18 protein-coding genes and 1 pseudogene are annotated in these 19,523 nt (G+C 72.3%); 11 read left to right on the top strand and 8 right to left on the bottom strand.

Annotated elements, in window-relative coordinates:
• Positions 1–92: 92 nt before the first annotated feature.
• Entirely contained in the window at positions 93–1,046 is a 954-nt protein-coding gene (locus ACQUSR_RS18575; protein WP_431043686.1) for a 1-phosphofructokinase family hexose kinase, read from the top strand.
• A 63-nt stretch (positions 1,047–1,109) separates the two neighbouring features.
• Positions 1,110–1,973, top strand: a complete 864-nt coding sequence (locus ACQUSR_RS18570) for a class II fructose-bisphosphate aldolase (protein WP_431043685.1) — start codon at positions 1,110–1,112, stop codon at positions 1,971–1,973.
• Here the strand turns inward: ACQUSR_RS18570 and ACQUSR_RS18565 are convergent.
• Positions 1,963–2,994 carry a carbohydrate-binding protein gene (locus ACQUSR_RS18565; protein ID WP_431047675.1) on the bottom strand — a complete coding sequence of 344 codons (1,032 nt, stop codon included), beginning with the start codon at positions 2,992–2,994 and terminating at the stop codon, positions 1,963–1,965. The two genes, ACQUSR_RS18570 and ACQUSR_RS18565, sit on opposite strands and share 11 nt — an antisense overlap.
• A 236-nt stretch (positions 2,995–3,230) precedes the next feature.
• Positions 3,231–4,988 (bottom strand): diguanylate cyclase CdgB, encoded by a 1,758-nt coding sequence (cdgB, locus tag ACQUSR_RS18560; RefSeq protein WP_431043684.1) that lies wholly within the window; start codon positions 4,986–4,988, stop codon positions 3,231–3,233.
• Positions 4,989–5,306: 318 nt separating this feature from the next.
• Here cdgB and ACQUSR_RS18555 point away from each other — a divergent pair, with 318 nt between their 5' ends.
• Positions 5,307–5,867: a flavin reductase family protein gene (locus ACQUSR_RS18555; protein WP_431043683.1), complete on the top strand. Its 561-nt coding sequence runs from the start codon at positions 5,307–5,309 to the stop codon at positions 5,865–5,867.
• 115 nt (positions 5,868–5,982) lie between these two features.
• Here the strand turns inward: ACQUSR_RS18555 and ACQUSR_RS18550 are convergent, their stop codons facing one another.
• Complete coding sequence (locus ACQUSR_RS18550) at positions 5,983–6,390, bottom strand: hypothetical protein (protein WP_431043682.1); 408 nt, start codon at positions 6,388–6,390, stop codon at positions 5,983–5,985.
• A 133-nt stretch (positions 6,391–6,523) separates the two neighbouring features.
• The gene (gene arfB / locus ACQUSR_RS18545) at positions 6,524–6,952 is read right to left on the bottom strand and encodes an alternative ribosome rescue aminoacyl-tRNA hydrolase ArfB (protein ID WP_431043681.1); all 429 of its coding nucleotides are present in this window, start codon (positions 6,950–6,952) and stop codon (positions 6,524–6,526) included.
• 151 nt (positions 6,953–7,103) lie between these two features.
• Here arfB and ACQUSR_RS18540 point away from each other — a divergent pair, with 151 nt between their 5' ends.
• A complete protein-coding gene (locus ACQUSR_RS18540) occupies positions 7,104–7,679 on the top strand; it encodes a TerD family protein (protein ID WP_431043680.1) in 576 nt (191 codons plus the stop codon).
• An 841-nt stretch (positions 7,680–8,520) separates the two neighbouring features.
• Complete coding sequence (locus ACQUSR_RS18535; RefSeq protein ID WP_431043679.1) at positions 8,521–9,045, top strand: LppU/SCO3897 family protein; 525 nt, start codon at positions 8,521–8,523, stop codon at positions 9,043–9,045.
• 73 nt (positions 9,046–9,118) lie between these two features.
• Here ACQUSR_RS18535 and ACQUSR_RS18530 read toward each other — a convergent pair whose 3' ends face one another.
• Entirely contained in the window at positions 9,119–9,337 is a 219-nt protein-coding gene (locus tag ACQUSR_RS18530; protein ID WP_431043678.1) for a DUF397 domain-containing protein, read from the bottom strand.
• A pseudogene (locus tag ACQUSR_RS18525) lies at positions 9,313–10,122 on the bottom strand (helix-turn-helix domain-containing protein). Before ACQUSR_RS18525 ends, ACQUSR_RS18530 begins: the two are co-directional and overlap by 25 nt.
• Before the next feature lie 481 nt (positions 10,123–10,603).
• Here ACQUSR_RS18525 and ACQUSR_RS18520 point away from each other — a divergent pair.
• The 3 genes from ACQUSR_RS18520 to ACQUSR_RS18510 all read left to right on the top strand — a co-directional run bounded on the left by ACQUSR_RS18520 (position 10,604) and on the right by ACQUSR_RS18510 (position 14,015).
• Positions 10,604–12,151 (top strand): M4 family metallopeptidase, encoded by a 1,548-nt coding sequence (locus tag ACQUSR_RS18520; RefSeq protein ID WP_431047673.1) that lies wholly within the window; start codon positions 10,604–10,606, stop codon positions 12,149–12,151.
• 140 nt (positions 12,152–12,291) lie between these two features.
• The gene (locus tag ACQUSR_RS18515) at positions 12,292–13,377 is read left to right on the top strand and encodes an S-(hydroxymethyl)mycothiol dehydrogenase (protein ID WP_431043677.1); all 1,086 of its coding nucleotides are present in this window, start codon (positions 12,292–12,294) and stop codon (positions 13,375–13,377) included.
• Positions 13,378–13,517: 140 nt separating this feature from the next.
• The gene (locus ACQUSR_RS18510; protein WP_431043676.1) at positions 13,518–14,015 is read left to right on the top strand and encodes a hypothetical protein; all 498 of its coding nucleotides are present in this window, start codon (positions 13,518–13,520) and stop codon (positions 14,013–14,015) included.
• Between the two features lie 42 nt (positions 14,016–14,057).
• Here the strand turns inward: ACQUSR_RS18510 and ACQUSR_RS18505 are convergent, their stop codons facing one another.
• Complete coding sequence (locus ACQUSR_RS18505) at positions 14,058–14,759, bottom strand: pentapeptide repeat-containing protein (RefSeq protein WP_431043675.1); 702 nt, start codon at positions 14,757–14,759, stop codon at positions 14,058–14,060.
• Between the two features lie 136 nt (positions 14,760–14,895).
• Between ACQUSR_RS18505 and ACQUSR_RS18500 the strand changes: the two genes are divergently transcribed.
• From ACQUSR_RS18500 to ACQUSR_RS18490, 3 genes are all read left to right on the top strand, one after another.
• A complete protein-coding gene (locus tag ACQUSR_RS18500) occupies positions 14,896–16,092 on the top strand; it encodes an NAD(P)-binding protein (RefSeq protein WP_431043674.1) in 1,197 nt (398 codons plus the stop codon).
• A gap of 44 nt (positions 16,093–16,136) precedes the next feature.
• Positions 16,137–17,087, top strand: a complete 951-nt coding sequence (locus tag ACQUSR_RS18495; protein ID WP_431043673.1) for an LLM class flavin-dependent oxidoreductase — start codon at positions 16,137–16,139, stop codon at positions 17,085–17,087.
• A gap of 76 nt (positions 17,088–17,163) precedes the next feature.
• The gene (locus ACQUSR_RS18490; RefSeq protein WP_431043672.1) at positions 17,164–18,159 is read left to right on the top strand and encodes a zinc-binding dehydrogenase; all 996 of its coding nucleotides are present in this window, start codon (positions 17,164–17,166) and stop codon (positions 18,157–18,159) included.
• A gap of 131 nt (positions 18,160–18,290) precedes the next feature.
• Here the strand turns inward: ACQUSR_RS18490 and ACQUSR_RS18485 are convergent, their stop codons facing one another.
• Positions 18,291–19,391, bottom strand: coding sequence for a M24 family metallopeptidase (locus ACQUSR_RS18485; protein ID WP_431043671.1), 1,101 nt, complete (start codon positions 19,389–19,391; stop codon positions 18,291–18,293).
• Positions 19,392–19,523: the final 132 nt, after the last annotated feature.

The raw sequence follows: 19,523 nt of genomic DNA, 5'->3' as shown, positions 1-19,523 counted from the left end.
CGCCGGTGTCCGCGATGGCATGATCGCTGGCGCACGACGGAAGAGACGGGAGAGCCGGTCCGGTCACGAGCCAGGGGAGAGGGGACACCCAGGTGATCCTCACGGTCACACTCAACGCCGCCCTCGACATCACCTACCGCGTACCCCGGCTCCGGCCACGCACCACCCACCGCGTCACCGAGGTCGTCGAACGGCCCGGCGGCAAGGGCCTCAACGTCGCGCGCGTGCTGGCCGCGCTCGGCCACGACACCGTCGTCACGGGATTCGCCGGGGGCCCGACGGGCGCCGTGCTGCGCGAGGGTCTCGCGGCGTACGGACACGTCGCCGACGCGGCGCACGGGCGCGTCACCGACGCGCTGGTGAGCGTGGCCGGAACCACCCGGCGCACCGTCGGGGTCGTGGACGACGCGTCCGGTGACACCACGCAGCTCAACGAGCCGGGCCCGCTGGTCACCACACCCGAGTGGACGGCCTTCACCGGCGGGTACGCGCGGATGGTGCGCGACGCGGCCGCGGTGGCGCTCTGCGGCAGTCTGCCGCCGGGAGTGCCGGTCGGGACGTACGCCCAACTGGTCCGGGAGGCGCGCGCGGCGGGTGTGCCGGTGCTGCTGGACACCAGCGGGGAGGCGCTGCGCCGGGGGATAGCCGCCCGCCCCGACATCGTGAAGCCCAACGCCGACGAACTGGCGGGGCTCACCGGCTTCACCGAGCCGCTGCGCGCGGCCCGCGACGCCCGGCGGCGGGGCGCGCACTCGGTCGCCGCGTCGCTCGGCGCGGACGGCATGCTCGCGGTGGCGGCGGACGGTGCCTGGCGGGCGGCGCCGCCCCGCAGGCTCGCCGGCAATCCGACGGGCGCGGGCGACTCGGCGGTCGCGGGCCTGCTGTCCGGGCTTGTCGAGGGCCTGCCCTGGCCGGACCGGGTGGCGCGCGCCGTAGCACTGTCCGCGGCGACCGTACGGGCCCCCGCGGCGGGCGAGTTCGACCGCGCGACGTACGAGGAGCTGCTGCCGCGGATCGAGGTCAGCGCGATACGGTCGGCGGCGTAACCGCGCGCAAGCACCAACGGGCCGACGTCAACGGGCCGGGCCCGGCCCGGGATTGGGGTACGTATGCCGCTCGTCACCACCGGTGGTCTGGTCGGCGCGGCGCGCGCGGCCGGGCACGGGGTCGCCGCGTTCAACGTCATCACCCTGGAGCACGCCGAGGCCATCGCGGCCGGGGCGGAGGCCGCCGGGACGCCCGCGGTCCTCCAAGTCTCCGAGAACGCCGTGAAGTTCCACGGCGGACGGCTCGGCCCGCTCGCCGCCGCCATGGCCGCCGTCGCCCGCTCCTCGCGCGCGCCGCTCGCGCTCCACCTCGACCATGTCGAGAACGGTGAACTCCTGCGGGCCGCGCACCCGGCGGGCTTCAGCTCGGTGATGTTCGACGCGTCGAAGCTGCCATACGCCGAGAACGTCAAGGCGACGGCGGAGGCAGTGCGGTGGGGGCACGAGCGCGGGATCTGGGTGGAAGCGGAACTGGGCAGAGTAGGCGGGAAGGACGGTGAGCCCCCGCTGGACGCGCACGCGCCCGGTGTGCGGACCGATCCGGCGGAGGCGGCCGCGTACGTCGCCGACACCGGCGTGGACGCGCTCGCCGTGGCCGTGGGCAGCACCCACGCCATGACCGAGCGCACGGCGGCCCTCGACCGGGCGCTGATCGGCCGGCTCCGGGAGGCCGTACCCGTACCGCTGGTGCTGCACGGCTCGTCCGGCGTCCCGGACATGGAGATCCGGCGGGCCATCGCCGCCGGCATGGTGAAGATCAACGTGGGGACGGCCCTGAACACGGCCTTCACCGGCGCGGTGCGGGGTTATCTGGCGGACCATCCGGCGGCGGTGGACCCGCGGAAGTACCTGGCCCCGGCCCGGGACGCGATGGCCCGGACCGTGGCGCACTTCCTTGGACTGGTCGCGGCCCCGGCTACTTCTTGAGCCAGACCTGGTCGAGGTTGACCGCGCACTTGTCGCCCGCCTCGCAGGAGATCTTCACGGTGTTGGTGCCCGCGTTGAGCCGGACTATGGAGTAGGTGTACGTCCAGCCCTTCTCCCAGTCCCCCTTGGGGCCGTGGGCGAAGTTCCCCATGTTCAGCGGCCGGGCTTCCTTCGAGCCGTTGACCGTGAGGGAGAGGCTCTGGTCCTCGCCGGGGACGCCGTAGCCCACGTACAGCTTGTACGAGCCGGGCTTCTCGACGTTGACGCTCCAGGTGGCCGACGCGCCGGGGGTGTTGATGCCCGCGACGTACGTGCCGTCCTTCGCCTTGGCGCCCTTGATGTCGCTCGCGCGGGTCGCACTGCCGGCCAGCGCGAGCCCGGAGGCGTCCTGGGTCGGCAGCGTCTTGGGCTTCCCCGGCTCCTTCGACGGCTCTTCGCTGGGCTTGACGCTGGAGCCGGCCGTCGGGCGGTCCGTGCCGCCGTCGGCCTGGTCGTCCTTCTTCTCGCTGCTGTTGGTGAGCAGCGCGATCCCTATGCCCGCCACCACGACGGCGACGACGGCCACGGCCGCGATCAGCAGGCCCTTGGTGTTCGGGCCGCCGCCGCTGCCGCCACGTCCGCCGCCCTGCGGGCCGGGGGCGGGGCGGCGGGGGGCGCCGCCGGGGAGGGTCTCGGGAGCCGCGTAGTGGGCGTTCTGCTGGCCGTAGCCCGGCTGGCCGTAGCCCTGGGGGGTGCCCTGCTGCCCGTAGCCCTGCTGGGCGTTCTGGGCGTGCTGGGGCGGGACCTGCTGGCCGTACGTGCGCTCACCCACCGCCCGTACGTGGTTGTACGAGGTGCGCGGTACGCCCGGCTGGTGCGGGGTGCTGGGGCCGGGGTAGCCGTAACCGCCGGTGCGGGGGCTGGCCGCGCCCGCGGGACCCGGCTGGCCCCCCTGGCCCGAGGGGTCGCCCTCCTGTCGGTACAGGTAGGCGAAGGGGTCGTCGTTCTCCGGCCTGTCCGAGCCGTTGTTGCCGGCCGTCATCCCTCTCGTCACTCTCCAATGCATATGGCCATCGGCGCTCAGGCGCCGCCGCCTCGCGGACACGCCCACGCGCGTCTCCGCACACGCGGCAGGACAGCTCATATCAGGGCCGGGGCGGCCTCGTCAGGGTCCCCGCTGTCCGGATGGACAATATTCATGATCGATTCATCATCGGCGGCACCGCCGACCCGGCGCAGCCTACCCCGATCGGGGGAACGCACGCGGTCCCCGTTACATCATCCAGCCCTGCGGTTGGCCTTCGACCGGGACCGCTTCTCCACGTACATGCGCTGGTCCGCGGATTGCAGCACCTCGTCGGCCGACATGCCGCACGCCGCCCAACTGATGCCGAAACTGGCGCCCACGCGCACCGCCCGGCCCTCGACCCGGATCGGCGGAATGATCGCGTTGCGCAGCCGTACCGCCAGGTCCTGGGCGTCGGCCCGGCCGAGGCCGTCGGCGAGGACCACGAACTCGTCCCCGCCGAGCCGGGCGACGGTGTCGCCGTCGCGCACCCCGCCGGAGAGCCGCCGGGCCACCGCGATCAGGACGGCGTCGCCCGTGTGGTGGCCGAACCGGTCGTTGATCGACTTGAAGCCGTCGAGGTCGCAGAAGAGGACCGCGAGCCCCTTGTGGCCGTCGTCGATCTCCTCGTTGGGGGCGGTGGTGTGCACATGGTGGTCGAAGGGCCCGACATCGGCGGCCATGGCGCCGGTGGCCCGGTACCCGTCGACCCCGAAGCCGTCCACCCCATAGCCGTCCACCCCGAAACCCTCGGGACCGTAGCCGCCCGGACCATAGCCGTCCGGACCGTGGCCATCCGGTCCTGGCCCGGCCGGGTCCGGCGGCCGCCCCTCCGCCGCGCCGCCGCCCGCGCCGAGCGGGTGCCCGGCCGGTGCCGGGCGGGGCGGGTGGGCGCAGAGCCGGGAGCTGAGCCGGGCCCGCAGTTCGGCGCTGTTGGGCAGCCCGGTCAGGGCGTCGTGGCTGGCGCGGTGCGCGAGCTGGATCTCGTGCCGCTTGCGCTCCTCGATGTCCTCGACGTGGGTGAGCAGGAACCGCGGCCCGTCGGCGGCGTCGGCGACGACGGAGTTCCGCAGCGAGACCCACACGAACGTGCCGTCGCGGCGCGCGAGCCGCAGCTCGGCGCGGCCGCCCTCGGCGGAGGTCCGCAGCAGGGTGCCGAGGTCCTCGGGATGCACGAGGTCGGAGAAGGAGCTGCGGCGCATCACCGCGGCGGGGCGGCCGAGCAGCCGGCACAGGGCGTCGTTGGTGCGCAGCAGCCGACCGTGCTGGTCGCCGCCCATCTCCGCGATCGCCATACCGCTGGGCGCGTACTCGAAGGCCTGCCGGAAGCTTTCCTCGCTGGCGCGCAGGGCCTGCTGCTCCCGCTCCAGCCGGACCAGGGCGCGCTGCATGTTTGCGCGCAGCCGGGCATTGCCGATCGCAATCGCGGCGTGGAAGGCGTACATCTGGAGGGCTTCGCGCCCCCACGCGCCGGGGCGGCGCCCGTTGCGCGGTTTGTCCACCGAAATCACGCCGATGAGCTCCCCGCCGGAGGCGCCCGCGGCGTACATCGGGGCGAACAGGCGGTCCATGGGATGCCACTCGTCGGGGAATCGGGGCGCCGGTCCCGGCGTGTGCCACTGCGGGACGTCGTCGTCGTCCAGGACCCAGCCCTCGGTGTACGGGACGAAGCGCAGATCGCCCCAGCGGTCCCCCAGCGCCAGCCGGCGCTCCCAGGAGCTGCGGGACCCGACCCGGCCCGCCATCAGGGCCTCGGCGCCCGGGCTGCCCGCCACGGCGGCGACCACGAGATCACCGTCGGGCCGCACCAGGTTGACGGCCGAGAGCTCGTAGCCGAGGCCGGCGATGATGCCGTCGGCGACCGTCTGGAGCGTGTCGGCGAGGCTGCGGGCGGTGTTCAGATCGGCGACCACTTGGTGCAGCTGCCGCAGGGTCGCAAGACGAATGTACGGCTCCGACTCGGTCTCCATCGCTCGTTCTCCCCCGAGACCTCGACAGCAACTCCTGGCTTCTTGTCGTCCGATTGCCACGGCCACTGAATCACAGCGAGCTGCCCGGCAGGTACACAGGGTCAACAATTGCCCCCCGCTGTGACTCATGTCACAGTCTGTATCTCCTTGCTGCACAGAGGGTGTGGGAGCGCTCCGACTTTTCCGCTTAGCAAATCGATGACGGGGCGGGACGGTCGCCGAGGGTGGCGGTCGGGGAGGCCTCGGCCTCGGGACCTACGCCCCGCCTGGTCCCGGCGCCCGATGCGGCCGCGCTCGGAGCCCGGTTAGCGTGCCGGTGTGCTTCAAACGACGCCTTCCACGTCCCACGAGACCGCTGTACCCCATGCTGGTGGGGTGAGCGACGACGAGTTCCGTGCCGCGCTGTCGCGGCTGGCCGCGGGCGTGGTGCTGGTCACCGCGCACGACCCGGAGGACGGGCCGCGCGGCGAGGACGTCGGCATGACGGCGACCGCGTTCCTGTCCGTGTCGCTGGACCCGCCGCTGGTGATGGTCAGCCTGCGCAACGAGTCGCGCATGGACGATCTGCTGGAGCGCCAACCGCTCTGGGCGGTGTCGATCCTCTCCGAGGAACAGCGGCAGATCGCCGGGCGCTTCGCCATGAAGGGGCGGATCAGCGACCGGCTGCTGTTCGAGGACACCCGGTACGCCCGGGGCGAGGCGGCGGGCGCGCCGCTGATCGACGGGGCGCTGGCGTCCCTGGAGTGCCGTACGGAGCAGCGCGTGGCGGCGGGGGACCACACGCTGGTCATCGGGCGGGTGCTGACGGCGAGGACGTCGGGCGCGGAGACCGGCGGGCCGCTGACGTACTTCCGCGGCCGCTACCGCCGGCTGGGCTGACGGCAGCGGCCGCGGGAGGCGCGCGCTTTTGAATCCCGTGGGACCGCTTTGAAATCCCGTGGGACCTCGCCTGAATCCCGGGACCTCGCCGGAATCCCGTGGGGCCTCGTCGGAACTAGCGCTCGCTGAAGCTGAGGATGTCGAACCTCCTGCGGGGGTCCTGCTCGTCTTCCTTACGCTCCCTGCCATCGCTGCGGACGCACTTACCGTTGTCGTCGTTCCAGTCCCGCAGGTAATGAAGCAGCCTGAGGTCGAGCAGGTCGAAGCCGTTGATTTTGAGCGGGCTCCCAGGACGGGTCGCGGGGCGGCCCTGGCCCTGCCCTTGCTCCTTACCCCGCCCGGGGTTTTGGCCCGGCCCTTGGTTTTGCCCCTCTTTCCCGCAGTCGACGCGTTTTTCGTCCTGACTCTCGGCCCTGTACGCATCCGGGTCGCCCACCGCGGTCGCCACACCGGCCACCGGGGCGAACAGAGCCGCCACCATGAGGCCCACGACAGCCAGGACACGATGCATCGATGCGAACATCACACCACCTCGCTCACGAAGAGAAGATTCCGATATGTCGTACATAACGGAATTTCAGTTGTGATACATACGAGGCGCTCTGCACGCCCGCGAAACCACCGGAATGCAGCAATTGGTCCCGATCAGGGCAGAATCAGCCCCAGTCGCGCCCGCTGCGCCCGCGCTTGGTGTCGCCGCGCTGCTTCTTCTCCCGCAACCGCCGTTCGTTGATACCGCGCGGGATCCGCGTCGGGCGGCGCGGTCTGGGCGGCGGCGCGGTCGCCTCCGCCAGGAGCGCGGCGAGCCGGACGGCCGCCGCCTCGCGGTTGCGCCACTGCGAGCGGTGCTCGGAGGAGCGCACGGACACGACCCCGTCGACGAGGCGGCCCGCCAGCCGCTCCAGGGCCCGCTCCCGCCACACCGGCGGCAGGGCCTCCGTACGCGCCAGATCGAAGCGCAGCTCGACCTGGCTGTCGCTGGTGTTGACGTGCTGCCCGCCAGGGCCGGACGAACGCGAGAAACGCCACATCAGCTCGGCCTCCGGCAGGGAGACCGAACCGCGGATGACGTAGGGCCCAGGCATGCCCCCATGGTCCCCCGTCGCACACCCGGACGTCACCCGCATTTCCCACACCACTCTGTGGAACCCGCGGCGCGCGGTTCGCGTTATGGAGGGTGACGGTAGCTTCGTGGGGTCACGAAGCCCGACGACTCGAAAACGAAAGGGACTCCCCATGGCTGTAAGCCTGTCCAAGGGCGGCAACGTCTCGCTCACCAAGGAGGCACCGGGCCTGACCGCCGTCACGGTCGGCCTCGGCTGGGACGTCCGCACCACCACCGGCACGGACTTCGACCTCGACGCGAGCGCCATCGCCGTCAACCCGAGCGGCAAGGTCTACTCGGACGCGCACTTCGTCTTCTTCAACAACAAGTCCACGCCGGACCAGTCGATCGTCCACACCGGCGACAACCTCACCGGCCAGGGCGAGGGTGACGACGAGCAGATCAACGTCAACCTCGCGGGCCTGCCGGCCGACGTCGACAAGATCGTCTTCCCGGTCTCCATCTACGACGCCGAGTCGCGCAGCCAGAACTTCGGCCAGGTGCGGAACGCGTACATCCGCATCCTCAACCAGGCCGGCGGCGCCGAGATCGCCCGCTACGACCTGAGCGAGGACGCCGCCACCGAGACCGCCATGGTCTTCGGCGAGCTGTACCGCAACGGCGCGGAGTGGAAGTTCCGCGCGGTCGGCCAGGGCTACGCCGCGGGCCTTTCGGGCATCGCCCAGGACTTCGGCGTCAACGTCTGAGTCCAGGCCCTGCCTGTCTGACATTGAGGACGGCCCCCGACTTCTGTCGGGGGCCGTCCTCATCTTTGCGGGGCCACGGCCGGGCCGGGACGGGCTCAGCGTGGAGCCTGCGGGCCTACAAGCTCACGGGCATTACACGTACCACCACTTGCCGCCGGACGAGTCCACGCCGGAGGGGCATTCAGCCTTCGCGTACTCGTACTTCCTCGGGCCGATACTGACGGTCCCATCGGCGCACCAGACCCTCGCCTGCATGTACCTTCCCGAGCCCGCGCACTTGGCGTGGTAGCGGCCGGCACCCCCAGGGCCCGCGTTGTCGTGCCACGTCTGGCACTGCCTCGCCTTCGACGTCGACGCGCCCGTGAGATCGGCAGCCGACGCCGAGCCCGGTGCGAGCGTGATGAGTGCCCCGGTGAGCGCACCGACCGCGATTCCGCAAGCCAACCGTATTGATCGCAAGGATTCTCCTGTTTCCAGATCCGCCGCCTTGGCTCCGATGTGAAGCCATCAGCGTCTGCACGTCTTCGATTCCAGCGGTGCATGGGTTGTTCGGCACCCCAATCTCGTGTCGCCGAACAAAAAAGTCGCCATCACTGGCTGCCGTGGCCGTCGAGCGGGCCGGCTCGCGGCCCCGAAACAGGGCGAGGCCCCCGACTTCGGTCGGGGGCCTCGTCGCATTGCCGGGCAGGCCGGCCAGGCGAGCGGCGGATCCGCCGTGGGGAACTCGTCGACCACGAGGGCGCCAGCTTGACCTCAAGGCAGTAACACCCCTGTCACGGCCCCCTCCCACGCGCCGGATCGGCGGCTGCGGCGGCTACCGTACGGTGGTCAACTCGGCCTGATGTGCGACCGCACCACCGCTCAACGGAGTCTCCCCCTGTCCACCCCACCTCCGCCCCAAGGCGGTTACCACCCCCACGGCCAGCCCAGCCAGCCGCAGTACGGCTATCCGCAGCAGGGCGGCTACCCCGGAGCCCCCGCCCCGCAGCCCCCGCCGCGGCGCAGCCGCATCAACCAGCAGACCAAGATCAAGGCGATCGTCTTCACCGTGGCCGCCATCGGCGCCGGCGTCTGGATCTTCACCCACCAGGGCAAGAGCACCGACACTCCCTCCACCCCGGCGGCGCGTGCCGGCGCCAGCGCGAGCCAGGACGCCAACTCGATCGACGTCGGCGAGTGCGTGGAGGACCAGGGATCCGACAACGAGCATCCCGACCTTGAGGTCGTCCCCTGCGGCGACAGCAGGGCGGAGTACAAGGTCGAGGAGAGCGTCGGCGACGAGTGCGCCCCTGGCCAGGCCAGGTACACGGTCACGCGCCGCGGTCACGTTCAGAGCATGCTCTGTTTGTCGCCGACCAGCCGCTGAACACGGCCGAGGCGTACGGTTCGGGCCCCCGCTCTCGCGGGGGCCCGCCGTCGTTTCGGGGGGGGCGCTGGGCTTACGCGCCGGGGAACTCTCCGCGCTTGACGGCGGAGACGAACGAGGACCAGCCGTCGGCGGAGAAGAGCAGCGCGGGGCCGTGGGGGTCCTTGCTGTCGCGGATGGGGGTCACGCCGGGGAAGCCGTCGGCGACCTCGACGCAGTTGTCCGCGCCTCCGTCGCTGTAGCTGGACTTGCGCCACGAAGCAGTGCTCAGGTCGATGCTGGTGGATCGCATGGTGAGCTGTCCTCCATCATTTGCTCGATGAACGCCACGGAATCCCGTGGCGACAGGGCCAAGTCCCGGATGGAATCGTAGGACAGCCGGATCCGTTCGACGTTCGCCGGCTCCTCGTACAGCTCGCCGCTCTTGCTGCTCTCCAGCCAGGCCACCGTGCGGCCGTCGGGGCGCAGAAGCAGGATCAGCGACTGGCCCTGGACATCGTGCAGCCCAACGGAGAAGGGCAGTACCCGCACGGTCACGTTCGGCTAGGACGCCGCCGCGACGAGGTGGGCGAGCTGCCCGCGCCACTCTTGCGCGTCCAACAAGGGACGCCTGAGCACCGCCTCATCGAGGATCGCCCGAAGATGCACGGCCGGTTGGCGCCGTAGGAGTTCCTGCCTGCCTATCCGCGCCTGAAGCTGCTCCTCCAACTCCGCAGAGCTCTCTGGCCCGTGCGGCGCGGACCACAGCAGCGCCCGCGCATACGCCTCGGTCTGAAGTATGCCCGGGATGACGCCGCCCGCGTAGTGATCGACGGCCACGGCTACCGCCTCAAGCTCCATGTACCGCACGTACTTCTCGCGGAACGCGGCCTTGTCCTTGGCGAGCTCCCACAGCCGCATCAGGAACGGCGTCGTCCCATAGACCGTGTCCAGCGCCTCGATGACCTCCGGGCCACCAAGGTTCCTCCCTGTCTCCAGGCTGTGCATGTGCGTGCGGTCCCACCCGGTCTTGTCGGCCAACTCGCTCAGGGAGCGACCGGACTCGTCGCGTAGTCGGGCCAGTTCCTCGGCAAGCATGACGCGGGGTGACCGCACCCCATGCTTTGAGATCGGCTTCCTCGGCGGCATCGCGCACCTCTCCCCTCGGCGGTTACCTCCTGCTCACCGTAGGTGAAGTCACCCCAAACCAGGGCGCGTTCGTCACATAGCGGACCGAGGTGGACCCTCAACGAACATTCAAAAGTCAAATTCTTGTTACCGACCTGTCAGAACCCGTCGATCGATGCCACTCTCTGCTCAGCCCGCTTATGCGCCCCTTACGGCACAGGAGTGGCCCCGCGTCTCATACGCGGACATCGGCACCACCGCGTACCACCACGCACCACCAAACGGCACCACATCGGCATCACTTGTGCAGCTTCGGGCGGCCCCACCCAAGGCCGTCCGTCCCCCACGCGGCCGCGACCCAGCGGCCCACCGCAAGGAGTATCGAGTGAGACGTACCGTTTCCTCTCGTAAGAACGCCCTCCGCGGCGCGGCGCTCGTCGCGTCGGCCGCGATGGTCGTCATCGGCGTCCAGACCGGCTCGGCCAGCGCCAAGGCCGACCGGGAGGCGGGCGCCACGGCCGTGCTGCTCTCGGCCGACCAGCGCGCGAGCGCGATCAAGGACGCGCAGGCCGGAGCGGCCGCGCAGGCCGAGTCCCTGGGGCTCGGCGGCAAGGAGAAGCTCGTCGTCCGGGACGTCATCAAGGACGCGGACGGCACGGTCCACACGCGCTACGAGCGCACCTACGCCGGACTCCCGGTCCTCGGCGGCGACCTCGTCGTCCACGAGAAGAAGAACGGCAAGCAGACGGTCACCAAGTCCGTCCGGGCCCGGATATCCGTGCCTACCGTCGCCGCGGAGAAGTCCGCGTCCAGCGCGAAGAAGACCGCGCTCAAGGCCGCCGACGCCGAGAAGAACGGCAAGGCCGACGCCGCCGCGCCGCGCAAGGTCGTCTGGGCCTCGTCCGGCAAGCCCGTGCTGGCCTGGGAGACCGTCGTCACCGGGCTGCAGCACGACGGTACGCCGAGCGAGCTGCACGTCGTCACCGACGCCGCCACCGGCAAGCAGCTCTTCGCCGACGAGCGCATCGAGACCGGCACGGGCACCGGCGACTACAGCGGCACCGTCCCGCTGGGCACCACGCAGAGCGGCGGTTCGTACAACCTCACCGACGGCACGCACGGCGGCCACAAGACGTACGACCTGAACCACGGCACCTCCGGCACCGGGTCGCTGTTCACCGACGCCGACGACGTCTGGGGCGGCGGACGGCAGAGCGCCGCGGTGGACGCCCACTACGGCCACGCCACCACCTGGGACTTCTACAAGAACGTGCTGGGCCGCAACGGCATCAAGAACGACGGCAAGGCCGCCTACACCCGGGTCCACTACGGCAACAACTACGTCAACGCCTTCTGGTCCGACAGCTGCTTCTGCATGACCTACGGCGACGGCTCGGGCAACGCCAACCCGCTGACCTCGCTGGACGTGGCCGCGCACGAGCTGACCCACGGCGTCACCTCCAACACCGCGGGCCTGCGCTACAGCGGCGAGTCCGGCGGGCTCAACGAGGCGACCTCCGACATCTTCGCCACCGCCACCGAGTTCTACGCGGCCAACTCCGCCGACTCCGGTGACTACCTCATCGGCGAGAAGATCGACATCCGCGGCGACGGCACCCCGCTGCGCTACCAGGACAAGCCGAGCCGCGACGGCTCGTCGAAGGACTACTGGTACAGAGGTATCGGCCGGGTGGACGTGCACTACTCCTCCGGTCCCGCCAACCACTTCTACTACCTGCTCAGCGAGGGCAGCGGCGCCAAGACCATCAACGGCGTCAGCTACAACAGCCCGACCTACGACGGCTCCACGGTCACCGGCATCGGCCGGGACAAGGCCACCAAGATCTGGTACAAGGCGCTGACCACGTACTTCACCTCGACCACCGACTACGCGGGCGCGCGCACCGGCACGCTCCAGGCGGCGGCCGACCTGTACGGGTCCGGCAGCGCCGAGTACAAGGCGGTCGCGGCCTCCTGGACGGCGATCAACGTCAAGTGACGGGCCATTGCCACCTGAACGCGACCGACGTCACGTGATCCGCTGACGCCCTGAGTGTCAGTGCGACGGGCCGCACCGGCCACCCCCCGGTGCGGCCCGTTTTCGCCCCCTCCATCCGCTTCGGCGCCTAGGCTGCTGCCATGACTCAACAGGTGCGTGGCGTCATCGCGTCCGGCAAGGGCGAGCAGGTCAGCGTCGAGACGATCGTCATCCCGGACCCCGGTCCCGGCGAGGCTGTGGTGCGGGTGCAGGCGTGCGGGGTGTGCCACACCGATCTTCACTACCGCGAGGGCGGTATCAACGACGACTTCCCGTTCCTGCTCGGCCACGAGGCCGCGGGCGTCGTGGAGTCGGTCGGCGCCGGGGTCACCGACGTCGCGCCCGGCGACTTCGTCATCCTCAACTGGCGTGCGGTGTGCGGCCAGTGCCGGGCCTGCCGTCGCGGCCGCCCCTGGTACTGCTTCGCCACCCACAACGCCACTCAGCCGATGACCCTCACCGACGGCACGCCCCTGACCCCCGCCCTGGGCATCGGCGCGTTCGCTGAGAAGACCCTGGTCGCGGCGGGGCAGTGCACGAAGGTGGACCCGGCCGCGTCCCCGGCCGCCGCCGGGCTGCTCGGCTGCGGCGTGATGGCCGGGCTCGGCGCCGCGCTCAACACCGGCGCCGCCGGACGCGGCGACTCCGTGGCCGTCATCGGCTGCGGCGGCGTGGGCTGCGCCGCCGTCGCCGGGGCCCGGCTGGCCGGCGCCGCGAAGATCATCGCGGTGGACCTCGACGACCGGAAGCTGGAGTGGGCCCGCTCGCTCGGCGCCACCCACACCGTCAACGGCCGCGACACGGATGTGGTGGAGGCGGTACGGAAGCTGACCGACGGGCACGGCGCCGACCTGGTGATCGAGGCGGTGGGCCGCCCCGAGACCTACCGACAGGCCTTCTACGCCCGGGACCTGGCGGGAACCGTCGTCCTGGTCGGCGTGCCCACCCCCGAAATGAAACTGGAACTGCCGCTGCTGGACGTCTTCGGGCGCGGCGGCGCACTCAAGTCGTCCTGGTACGGCGACTGCCTGCCGTCCCGCGACTTCCCGCTGCTGATCGATCTGTACCAGCAGGGGCGACTGGACCTGGACGCGTTCGTCACGGAGACCATCACGCTGGACGGGATCGAGGAGGCGTTCGCGAAGATGGGGCGCGGTGAGGTGCTGCGGTCGGTCGTCGTGCTGTGAGGCGGTGCCCGGGCCGGTCCGGCGGCCGGCCCGGGGGATCCTCTCCCAGCCGAGGGGACTCTCCTCCCGGCCAGGGGCCCTCACAGCTGCCGAGTGGCTCCGTGGCGGGCGGGGTCCCGTTCCCGTGACACCATCAACGCGTGATCGACCTCGGCTACTCCCTCTCCCGGCGCTTCCCGGACCCTCCGCAGACCGACTACCGCACCGCGGACGTGCACGCCCTGCGGCACGACCTGTTCTGCGGGGACGTGTATCTCGCGGACACCGAGAAGGACCGCGAGCTGTCCACAGCCTGGGGATGGGTGCCGGTCCTCGACTTCGCGTGGGCGCTGTGCGACATCGTGGAACTGCTCGACCGCGACCCGCAGGGCAGCCGCTCCGCACGGCCGCAGTACGCGGAGCTGGACTTCACCGAGTCGTCCGACCGGATGCTCTTCGAGCGCCGCTTCGGCTGGGTGGATGCCACCGCCGACTGGGTGCCGGCGGAGGAGCCGCCGCTGACCTTCAACCACGCCGCGCTGCGCCGCGAGGCCCGCGACTTCCTGCACGACCTGGTCGCGGACCTCACGGACATGCACGAGGGGCTGGGCGACAACGCGGTGATCTGGGACCTGCTGGCGCGGTTCCCGCGCGTGTAGCCCCGACCACCGGGGCCCCGCCTCGGCACCGGCGCCCGCCGCTCAGGCGCCCACCACCCGCACCCCCAGCCACGCCGCGAGCACCGGCGCCAGGTCGAACAGCTGGGTCGGGCTGATCACGGCCCCCGCCAGCCGGTCCACGCCGCGCGCGATGTCCAGCTCCGCCGCCGCCCGCAGGTCCACCTCCGTCATCCGCGCCCCCGAGAAGTCCGCCCGGCGCAGCGCGCAGCCCACGAACGCCACCCTCTCCAGCCGCGCCCCGCCGAAGTCGGGCTCGACCAGTACGCAGTCCTCGAAGACGACGTCCTTCAGGGTCGCGTCGCGCAGGTTCAGGTAGTCGATCTTGCCGCCGCGCACCACCACCCTCTCCAGCGCCGCGCCGTGCAGTTGCGTCCCGCCCAGTCGCGCGTGCAGCACCTCCACGTCCCGCAGCGTCGCCCCGGACAGGTCGGTGCCCACCCCCCGTATCTCCTCCAGGACGCTGTCCAGGACGCGGGCGCGGCTGAGCACCGCCTCGTCCAGCGCGCAGCGGCGCAGCGCGCAGTCCAGGAACCGGCTGCCCCGCCCGTCCTGCCCGCCCAGGTCCGCGTCCGCGAACTCCACCCCGTCGTGGTCGCCCTCCCGGGTCAGCCCCTGGCCGTCATGAGCCCGTAGCTCGGGCAGGGACAGCGTGGGCCGCCGGGGCGCCCGTACCCCATCGCCCTCGCCACCGGCCGTGCCGTCCCGTCCGTTCCGCCGTGTCATCGCCACCGCCCTTCGCCCCTCCATCGTGACGTGCGCCACTGACAACGGCCCGATGTCACATCCGCGGACCGCCCGTCCGTCGTACCCGCGACAGCGAAAGCAACCATCACCCCACACCTTCGGAGGGGAACGGCAGATGCACCACATCACCGTCATCGGCGGCGGGTTCGCCGGTCTCACCGCGGCCATCAGCAGCGCCGAGGCGGGCGCGCGCGTCACGCTGTACGAGGCCCATCAGTCGCTCGGCGGCCGGGCCCGTACCGCTGACGGCCCGTACCGCACCAACGAGGGGCCGCACGCGCTCTACAACGGCGGTCCGCACTGGCCCTGGCTCAAGAAGCGCGGGCTCATCGGGAAGCTGGCGACGCTGCCGCCGCAGGCGGGCGCCCGGTTCCGCTTCCACCACGGCGGACGGCTGCGGCGCGTGCCGCCGCTCGGGATGTTCAGGCTGCGGTACGGCGTGGCGCCCGTGGACCGGGACTTCGCCGGCTGGGCGGCCGAGCGGGTCGGCGAAGCGGCGGCGCGCGCGGCGGCGAACTACACCGGCGTCGCGCTCTTCCACCACGACCCCGGGCAGCTGTCGGCCGCCTTCGTACAGGAGCGGTTCCGGCGCGCGACGGCGATGCCGCCCGAGGCGCACTACGTGCGCGGCGGCTGGGGCGGGATCATCGACCGGATGGCCGCCCACGCCCGCTCGCTGGGCGTGACGATCGAGACCGCGGCGCGCGTCGGCTCCCTCGGCGCGCTGCCCGCCGGGCACGGCCCGGTGATCGTCGCGACGTCGCTGGCCGCCGCCCGCACCCTGCTCGACGATCCCTCGCTGACCTGGGAGAGCGGCCGCACCGCCTTGCTCGACCTGGGTGTGACGACCCGGCGCGGCGACGCGTTCGTCGTCTCGGATCTGGACGCCCCCGGCTGGATCGAGCGCTTCACCACCCAGGACCGCGGCCTCGCCCCGGCCGGGGAGCAGCTGATCCAGGGCCACGTCCCGGTCGCGCCCGGGGAGAGCCGAGCGGTGGGCATCGCCCGCGCCGAGCGGCTGCTGGACCTGGGCTTCCCGGGCTGGCGGGAGCGGACGACCTTCCGGCGCGAGGCACTGTCGACGGGCCGTACGGGCGCCTTGGACCGGCCGGGGACCACCTGGCGGGACCGGCCCGCCGTGGTGCGCGGCGACGGCGTCTACCTGGCGGGCGACCAGGTCGCGGCGCCCGGCCTGCTCTGCGAGGTGTCGTTCAACAGCGCCATGGAGGCGGCCGCGCTGGCGCTGGGCGCCCGTACCGGCAACCGGACCCGGACCGCCGGGGTGCCGCGCGTCACACGCGCCGCGTCATAACCCCCCTTGACTTCAACTTAAGTTGAAGTTGGAGGGTGGGTCGCATGACGACGACAGCGCGGCAGACCACCCCCGAGATCGGGGTCTTCCTCCCCACTCTCGGCCCCGAGCCCGGCGGGCGGGCCCGCGAGATCAAGGCGGCCGCCCGCCGGGCCGAGGAACTGGGCTTCGAGTCCGTATGGACCGGCGACCACCTGATCGGCCGGACCCAGGTGATCGACGGCGGCCTCGCCCTGGCCATGGCCGCCGCCGTCACCGAGCGGGTCCGCGTCGGCTTCGGCGTACTGCACCTGCCGCTCCACCCGCTCCCCCAGGCCGCCCAGAGGATCGCCACGCTCCAGCACCTCTCCGAGGGGCGGCTGCTGCTCGGCGTCGGCTCCGGAGGGGCGGGACCCCGGTCCCGGTGGCGCGGCGGGGTGCGCGACACGACGGCGTGGCGCGCGGCCGGGCTGTCGTACGAGGACCGTGACGCGCTCTTCGACCGGGCGCTGGAACTGCTCCCGGACCTGCTGGACGGCGCGCCGGTACGGCTCGCCGACCGGCCCGGGGAACCGGAGTTGGCCCTCACACCGCCACGGATCGCCGCACCGCCGCTGCTCATCGGCGGCACCTCCGGCCGCGCGCTGCGCCGTGCCGCGGAGCACGGCGCCCACTGGTTCCCCGCGCTCATGCCGCCGCTGCTGCTCGCGGCGGGCAGGGAACTGCTCGCGGAGCTGACGCGGCACCCGTCGCCGCCCGGGGTCTCGGTCGCGCTGCCGTTCGGTCTCGGACCGGCCGCGCCACACCGCGAGCAGGTCGCCAAGCTGCTGACCGAGACATACGAAGTACCCGCCGACCAGGCCGACTCCGTCATGATCTCCGGCGAACCGGCCGCGGCCGCCGAGCAGTTGGCCGCGTTCGCCGCCGCCGGAGCCGACCGCATCGTCCTCAGCACCGGGGCCGGCAACTGGCGGCAGCAGTACGAGCTGCTCGCCGAGGCCCGCGCGCTGCTCTGACGGCGCACCGGCCGCCCGTATCCCCACGCCCCGCACCCCCACCACCCCGTACCTCGACATCTGGGAGAGACACGCCATGCACGCCATCCGGCTCCACGCCTTCGGTCCCGCCGAGAACCTCCTCCACGAGGAGGTCGCCGACCCCGAGCCCGCCCCCGGCCAGGTCCGGATCGCGGTGGCCGCCGCCGGGGTCCACCTCCTCGACACCACCCTCCGGCTGGGGGACGCGGGCGGCGGCCCGCACGCGCTGCCGCAGCTGCCCACCATCCCCGGCCGCGAGGTCGCGGGCACCGTCGACGCGCTCGGCGAGGGCGTCGAGCCGCGCTGGCTGGGGCGCCGCGTCGTCGCCCACCTGGGCATGGTGCCCGGCGGCTACGCGGAGAAGGCGGTCGTGGCGGTGGAGAAGCTGCACGAACTCCCCGACGAGGTGGGCGAGGACCAGGCCATCGCCATGATCGGCACCGGCCGCACCACCATGGGGCTGCTGCGCCTGGCCGACCTGGCCGCGGACGACGTCGTGGTGGTGACCGCCGCCGCGGGGGGCATCGGTTCGCTGGTGGTGCAGCACGCCAAGAACCTCGGTGCCACGGTCGTGGGCCTCGCGGGCGGCCCCGCCAAGGTCGCGCGGGTGCGCGAACTGGGCGCGGACGTCGCCGTCGACTACACGGCCGAGGACTGGACGGACCAGGCGCTGGCCGCCCTCGGCGGCGCCAAGGCGACCGTCGTCATGGACTCGGTGGGCGGCGAACTGGCCCGCGGCGCCGTTTCCCTGCTCGGCTCCGGCGGCCGCCACCTCGTGATCAGCTGGTCCTCCGGCAGCCCGCTGGAGCTGACCGAGGAGGAGACCGCCGCGCACGGCATCGTCTCCCGGTCGCTGTTCGGCGGCCCGGAGTGGCGGAACCTGATCGACACCCCGGAGAAGCTGCGGGCCCTGGAGGACGAGGCCATGGAGGCGGTCGCCTCCGGACGGCTGGTGCCGGTGGTACAGCGCTTCCCGCTGTCCGAGGCGGCCGCGGCGCACCGGGCGCTGGAGACGCGCGGCACGATGGGCAAGGTCGTGCTGATGACGTGAGGCCACAGGCCGGGCTTGGCCCAGGGCCCCCGCGTCCCCGCCCGGCGCCCTCGGATGCCCCGGCCCCCGCGTCCCCCGCCCCGGCGCCCTCGGGTGCCCGGGGCCGGGCGGAGACGGGCGGCAGGTGGCCGTCACACCACGATCCGCAGCTCCCGGTCCGTGTTGTTCAGCCGCCTGCCGCCCGTCTCCGTGCAGGTCACGATGTCCTCGATACGCACGCCGAAGCGGCCCGGCAGATAGATCCCCGGCTCGATCGAGAAGCACATCCCCGGTACCAGGGGGAGGTGTTCGCCCTCCACCATGTACGGCGGCTCGTGCGTCGTGACGCCGATGCCGTGCCCGGTCCGGTGGATGAAGTACTCGCCGTACCCCGCCTCGCCGATCACCTTGCGCGCCACCCGGTCGATGTCCTGGCAGGCCGCCCCGGGCCGTACCGCCTCGAACGCCGCCTCCTGCGCCTCACGCACCACCTCGTGGACCTTCAGCTCCTCCTTGGTGGGCTCGCCGACGTGCACCGTGCGGGTGGTGTCGGAGCCGTAGCCGTCCTTGAGGCCGCCGAAGTCGAGCACCACCATGTCGCCGTCCTCGATGATCCGGTCCCCCGCCTCATGGTGCGGGTTGGCGCCGTTGGGCCCGGAGCCGACGATGGTGAAGTCCACCTGGCTGTGGCCGTGTTCGCGCAAGCGCGCGCTGAGGTCGGCGGCGATGTCGCTCTCCCTGCGGCCCGCGAAGCGCACCCCCACGATCTCCTCGAACACGGCGTCGGCCGCCGCTCCGGCCGCCGCCAGCAGTTCCACCTCCTGGGCGTCCTTGACCGCGCGCAGCATCGGCAGCGCCTCGCTCAGCGCGGAGTAGGCGGTGTCGGGCAGGGTGCGCTGGAGGCCCAGCAGATGCATGGCCCACGCCCCGTCGGAGATGCCGAAGCGGCGGCCGGGCGGCAGCAGCTCGGCGAGCGCCTCGTACGGATCGCTGCCGTCCGTCCAGCCGCTGACCTCGGTGGCCTCGGCGCCGGGGGCCGCCTCGGCGTCCGGCCGCTCCAGTACGGGCACCAGCAGCCGGGGGGTGCGGCCGGGGGCCAGCAGCAGGGCGGTCAGCCGCTCGGTGGGGGCGGGCCGGTAGCCGCACAGATGGGTCAGGTCGGGGCCGGGCGCGATGACGAGCCCTGCGAGCCCGGCGTCGGCGGCCGCTCGGGCGGCGCGGTTCATGCGGTCGGCGTAGTCGACGAGGGTCATGGCGCCAGGATCGCGCAACGGTGCCCGGCCCGCGATAGGAATTCGCCCCTCCGGCCGCCGGAGGCCCGGCCCGCCCCGGCCCTTGGCGGCCGCGCCGCACTGCATGGCCTCACACGCATGGCCTCATGGTTC

Source organism: Streptomyces sp. P1-3 (assembly GCF_050613155.1).
Taxonomy (GTDB): domain Bacteria; phylum Actinomycetota; class Actinomycetes; order Streptomycetales; family Streptomycetaceae; genus Streptomyces.
The sequence above is the reverse complement of the archived record's forward strand: the minus strand, read 5'-3'. Positions and strand labels throughout refer to the sequence as shown.